This window comes from Roseiflexus sp., from assembly GCF_057785375.1.
In genome coordinates, this window is sequence record NZ_JBYNRX010000064.1 from 22,410 (window position 1) to 28,409 (window position 6,000).

General features: G+C 59.1%; 4 protein-coding genes. 1 reads left to right on the top strand and 3 read right to left on the bottom strand.

Annotation, left to right across the window (positions count from 1 at the left end):
* Complete coding sequence (locus tag AC3EA7_RS11675; protein WP_488614232.1) at positions 1-636, top strand: hypothetical protein; 636 nt, start codon at positions 1-3, stop codon at positions 634-636.
* A 79-nt stretch (positions 637-715) separates the two neighbouring features.
* On the opposite strand, the gene ppc is transcribed toward AC3EA7_RS11675, so the two are convergent.
* From ppc to AC3EA7_RS11690, 3 genes are all read right to left on the bottom strand, one after another.
* A complete protein-coding gene (gene ppc, locus AC3EA7_RS11680; RefSeq protein ID WP_488614233.1) occupies positions 716-3,526 on the bottom strand; it encodes a phosphoenolpyruvate carboxylase in 2,811 nt (936 codons plus the stop codon).
* A gap of 453 nt (positions 3,527-3,979) precedes the next feature.
* On the bottom strand, positions 3,980-4,882 hold the full coding sequence (locus tag AC3EA7_RS11685) for an ABC transporter permease (protein ID WP_488614234.1): 903 nt from the start codon (positions 4,880-4,882) through the stop codon (positions 3,980-3,982).
* A 19-nt stretch (positions 4,883-4,901) separates the two neighbouring features.
* Positions 4,902-5,825, bottom strand: a complete 924-nt coding sequence (locus tag AC3EA7_RS11690; RefSeq protein WP_488614235.1) for an ABC transporter permease — start codon at positions 5,823-5,825, stop codon at positions 4,902-4,904.
* Positions 5,826-6,000 lie beyond the last annotated feature (175 nt).

Genomic DNA, 6,000 nt, shown 5'->3' on the forward strand with positions numbered 1-6,000 from the left:
ATGCCTGATAATGGTATGACTGAACTCGATCTCCTGGTCGGGTCGATGTTTACCACCCTCCCTGACGAGGATCGTGAAAGTTACGAGGCGGAACGTGAGTGGTTAACCGACGTGCAGAATCTGCTGCGTGATGAGGGGGTGGAAGTCGATCTGCTGGCGAACCCCGGCGTCGAGATCTGGGAAGGCGGCATCGAGCGGTATCACGATCTCTTCCTGCTGCGCCTTATCGCAGTGTATCTGGAAAACGGTCAGGATATCACGCCGTTGCTGGCGCCAGGTTTCGAGTTTGATGAAGAACCCGACCCAATGCTGGCGGCTATCTGGGAGGATGAACAAACGACACGCTTCCCGCACTTGATCAAGCATCAGGGTGAAGGCGGCTATTACCTGCCGGTCGATTTTCCGGAGCCGATCTGGATCGAGGAAGAACCGGCGGATGATGAGGACGAGCCGACTACGGAGTCGGTGGTCAGTTTTGGTTCATCGACGGCGCTTCAACGCGAACTGGTCGAACTCGAAGGAATGCTGGATCAGGCAGGCGTGAAATTGGAACACCCGGTTCGTCGCTGCCTGGGTGTGCTGCGTGAAGCCGCCGGTGTGAGTGTTGCCAATGGTCTGCCGATCATTGTGTGGTGATGCCGGCGCTGCCCGATGTTCGCCGATCATCAGCACTGGAGGTGTTGGTTGAGACGTTGCATTGCAACGTCTCAATCAGTTAGCCGGTATTCATCAACCCTGCCGCCAGGCCGCTGATGCTCAACAGGATTGCATCTTCGATTGCGCCGTGGTCTGGTGTGTCGGGTGCGGCGCGCAGGCGACGCAATAGTTCGATCTGAAGGTAACTCATCGGATCGATATACGGGTTGCGGCGCCGGATCGAGTGTTGCAGCACCAGGGCGTTATCGAGCAGGCGTTCGGTTCGCGTAATCTGACGGATCATCCGGCTGGCGCGTTCGTACTCTTCGCGGATGGCGGCAAATATGGCGGCTGCCGCATGCTGATCGGGCGCCAGTTCCGCATAGCGCGATGCGATATGAAGATCGGCTTTGCCCAGAATCATCTGGGCATTGTCGATCATGACGCGGAAAAAGGACCATCTGGCGTACATCTCCTGCAGGAGCGCCATGCGGTCGATAGCGGACCCCGACGTATCATCCTTCTCGTACACAAATGTTTCGAGTGCAAACCCCAGACCATACCAGCCCGGCAGGGTATGCCGGCTTTGCATCCAGCTGAACACCCACGGAATGGCGCGCAGGTCTTCGATCCGTTCGGTATTACGGCGACTGGCTGGACGGCTGCCGATGTTCAGGCGACTGATTTCGGCTATTGGCGTCACATGGCGGAAGTATGGCACAAAATCGGCGCGCTCATAGACCAGGGCGCGGTAGTGGCGCTGTGAGCGTGCAGCCAGCCGTTCAAGCGCCTGCGTCCACTCATCGGGAGGATCATCGCGCTGGAGCAGACCGGCACGCAACGCGGCATTCATCACCTGCTCGACATGCCGGTGTGCCAATAACGGCAGTCCATACCGATCAGCAACCACTTCGCCCTGTTCGGTAATCTTGATCTGATTGCCGATGCTGCCGGGCGGCTGCGCCAGAATTGCGTGGTTCGCCGGCCCTCCGCCGCGCCCGATCGCGCCGCCGCGCCCATGGAACAGGCGCATCCGAATACCGTGGCGTCGCCCAAAATCGCGCAGTTTGCGCTGCGCCTGGTAGAGCGCCCAGTTGGCGGCTGTGTACCCCACATCCTTGTTGCTGTCGGAATAGCCGATCATGACTTCCTGGAGATGACCGCGCAGCGCCAGGTGATCGCGGTAGACCGGCAGGCGCAGACATGCCTCGAGCACCGTGTCGCAACTCTCCAGGTCGGCGCCGGTCTCGAAGAGCGGCGCAACATTCAGGCGACTGAAACGAAACGGGCGGAACAGCCCTGCCTCCTTTGCCAGGAGAAGCGGCGCCAGCACATCGCTTGCTCCGCGCGTCATGCTGACAATGTAGGTCTCGATGGCTTCGGGACTGAGACGGTCAAGGATTGCGGCGACGGCGCGGAATGTGGCAATCACCTCGACCGTATCGGGCGAGTAGTCGAGATGGGTTGGGATGAGCGGACGCGGGTTGGCGATTTCGCGTGACAGCAGTTCGATCCGTTCGGTTTCATTGAGTGCGGTGTAGTCGGCGCAGACGCCGGCGGCTGCCAGGACTTCGGCGAGCGCGGCAGTGTGGCGTTCACTGTGTTGTCGAATATCGAGCGTCGCCAGATGAAGCCCAAAGACCTCCACCTGGCGTATCAGATCGCGCAGTGCGCCATCGGCGACGATGGCGGCATTGTTGGTGCGCAGGCTATGCTCGATCACGTTCACGTCGTCGAGCAGATCATTGCGGCTAAAATAGGCGCCTTCCGGCAACGGGTCGGATCGTCCCCAGTCGAGCGACACAGTTCGGGTGTAGTCGAGGGTGCGGAGCAGTTTCTCACGAATATAGGTGCATTTCTGGCGGTAGAGTTCATAAGGGTTGCGTCGCGCCAGCAAATCGGCGACATCGGGAAAGAGCGCGGCGTCACGCGCAAGCGACGCGCGCAACTCGTTGCTGACCGGCGCCTGCCGCGCGGACTGGCCAAGGCGATGGCTGAGTTCTTCGATAGCGGCGATATGCTGTTCGATAGCGGCTATGCGCATCATACGAACTGCCTGAATGGTGACCGTGTGCGTGACGTTGGGATTGCCATCGCGGTCGCCTCCCATCCATGCGCCATAGCGTAGCAGCGGCGGCACGCGCCATTCGTGATTCGGATAGGTGATGCGAAGTGCATATTCCAGCTCACGGTAGAGGCGCGGGATCAGGTCGAACAGTCCGCTTTCAAAATAGAACATCCCGTTCTTGACCTCATCGATCACCGTCGGTTTGACAACCCGCACTTCATCGGTCTGCCACAGCGAAACGATCTCTTCACGAATGCGCATTGTGTTTTCTTCGAGCGCGAATCCGTGCAGATCGCCGGTTCGCTGGTCGAGCAGCGTCGCAAGCCGGCGCACTTTCTCCAATGCCGTGCGACGGCGCGCTTCGGTCGGATGAGCGGTGAAGACCGGTTGAATGCAGGCGGTATCGAGCCATCCCTGAACGGCGGCCGCAGGAATGCCGTGTGCATCGAGTTCGGCAACAGCGGCGGCAATGGACTCGGACCGCGGCGTGTCTGGATGTTTTCGCTCGCGGTCGCGCAAAACCCAGATGCGCTGCATCTGTTCGGCGAGATTGACAAGCAGGAAGTAGGCGTTGAACGCTTTGATGACGGTCTGGATCTCGGCAACGGACATCTGAGATGTCAGCGTGCCCAGTTCGGCATCGGCGCGATCCGGTGCGCCGTTGCGCAGATCCTTTCCCAGCGTCCGCAGGCGTTCGACCAACTGGAATGCGGCTTCGCCCGCCTGCTCGCGGATGACGTCGCCCAACAGGTTGCCGAGGAAACGGATCGTTGCTGAAAGGCGCTCGCTTTCGCCGCGACGGTTGTGCGATGGATGTGTCATATGTGGGGGGGAGAACTGAGAACTGAGAACTGAGAACTGAGAACCGAGAACCGAGAACCAAGAACTGAGAACTGCGCCGACGCTTCTTGCGTTGAGTTCTCGCGTATCGGTGCGTGATCCTGTGTGAACGATGGCTGGTTGACTTTGGTACAGTCCATTATATCATCCCACATTTTGCTTGCTGCTCGATCACTGCCGACGCAGCACACGCGCTCCCGGCGCTGAGAGCGAACGGCGGGATGGGTAGAGACCCGCCGGTGGTGTTATCCGCCTGATGCGTTGCATTGGGCGATGGCGGCGGCAGTGGACCGTTTCTGCGCCTGTGATGATCGCTTCTATCGCAAGATGAAAACCGTGCCAGACGTGACCGTTAAAGAGGTCTCAGACCTGCCCCCATTCGCGCCGACCGCATGCCTCTGCCTGCCCACGCGCACCGTGCAGCGTTCAACCCGCCTACTTCCGCAACCGCGGATCGAGAGCATCGCGCAAGCCATCGCCAACGAACGAAAAACTGAGCATGATCAGGGCGATCAGGAGGGTGGGAAGCAATCCCATGTGCCAGTAGACGCGGATGTAGGCGAACGAAGCGCCGACCATCTTGCCAAGGCTGGCGGTTGGCTCATTGATGCCAAGCCCCAGGAAGCTGAGACCGGCTTCGGTAAAAATGGCCGTGGGAATGCCAAGCGTGACGGCGATAATCAGGGGCGTGAGCGCGTTCGGCAGCAGATGACGCCAGGCAATCTGGAGAGGCGGAATGCCCAGAGTGCGCGCGGCTTCGATAAACTCTTTCTCGCGTAACGAAAAGAGTTGGGCGCGGGTAAGGCGACAGATGTCAACCCACCCGATCAGCGCGATCGCCAGGATAACATTGAACAAACCGCCGCCGAAGATCGAAATCAGGAACAATGCAAACAACAATTGCGGAATAGCGGTGAACAGTTCAACAATCCGCATGACAAAGAAATCGACCCATCCGCCCAGTAAACCCGCGCTCAGTCCCAGAATCGCGCCGATGACCAGTGCAATCGCCTGCACCGAGATGCCGATGATCAGCGAGGTGCGCACGCCATGGATCAGGCGTTTCAGCATATCGCGCCCGACATCGTCGGTGCCCAGAATGTATCCCGCCTCGCCGGGGAACTTGCGCGCGTCGATGGGACGGGCGAAATTCGGCTGCGGCGCCAGAATGTCGGCGAAGATGCCGAGAAACACCAGGAACCCGACGACGATCAGCGCTCCCATCGCCAGTTTGTTCTTCGAGAAGCGGATGGCGGCGTCGCGCCAGAGATTGCTGGGAGGGCGCGAAATGATCGGATCGACGGCGGTGACGGCTTGGTTCGAAACAATTGCGCTCATAGACCTCTCTTATCGTGGCTCAGGTCAGTTTGACACGCGGATCGATAACGGTGTAGAGCAGATCGGTGATCAGGTAAACTAATCCCCACAGTGCGGCGATCAACAGCATCAGCGCCATGATCATCGGGTAGTCGCGGTCGAGGACGCTTTCGACGAAGAATTTGCCCAGGCCCGGTACGCGGAACATTGTTTCGACGAAGATGGTGCCGGTGATCAGGTCAGGAATACGCGGACCGAGAACCGTAACGATTGGAATGAGCGCATTTTTGACGGCGTGGCGCATCACGACCATCCGTTCAGCCAGCCCTTTGGCGCGCGCCGTCCGAATATAATCCGCTGTAAAGACATCAACCAGGCTGGCGCGGGTGTAGCGAGTGGCAATGCCCATAGGACCCAATCCCAGTGCGATCATCGGCATAATCACCTGTCGCCAGTCGTCGCCCCACCCGCCGAGTGGCAACCACTGCAATTCAACCGCAAAAACCAGGATCAGCCACAGCGCAATCACAAAGTTAGGCACCGTCAGACCGAGCGTGGCGATGAATGTTACAACATAATCCAGGAAGCTATTCTGCCGTATTGCCGCCAGAATACCGAGCAGAACGCCGCTGCCGAGCGCCACGACGACGGTGATGCCGCCAAGGGTGATACTGATGGGCCAGGTGCGCCCGATGACCTGTGCAACGGTTTCGGTCGGGCTGGAGAATGAGTATCCGAAGTCGCCGCGCAGCGCATTGGCCATGTACCTGAGATACTGGATGTGGAGCGGCTGATCAAGGCCATATTTGCGAAGAATATTTTCCTTTGCAGCAGGCGGCAGCGGCATGTTCGGCTCGTCGAACGGTCCCCCCGGCGTAGCATGCATGAGCAAAAACGCTACAATCGACACCAGAAAAAACACAAACGCCAGCCCTGCCAGCCGCTGAACGACATACGCCACCATGAGCAACTCCTGTGGGTTAGGGGTTGTGGGTTATGATCTCTAGTCCCTAGTCCCTAGTCCCTAGTCCCTAGTCCCTAGTCCCTAGTCCCTAGTCCCTAGTCCCTAGTCCCTAGTCCCTAGTCCCTAGTCCCTAGTCCCTAGTCCCTAGTCCCTAGTCCCTAGTCCCTAGTCCCTA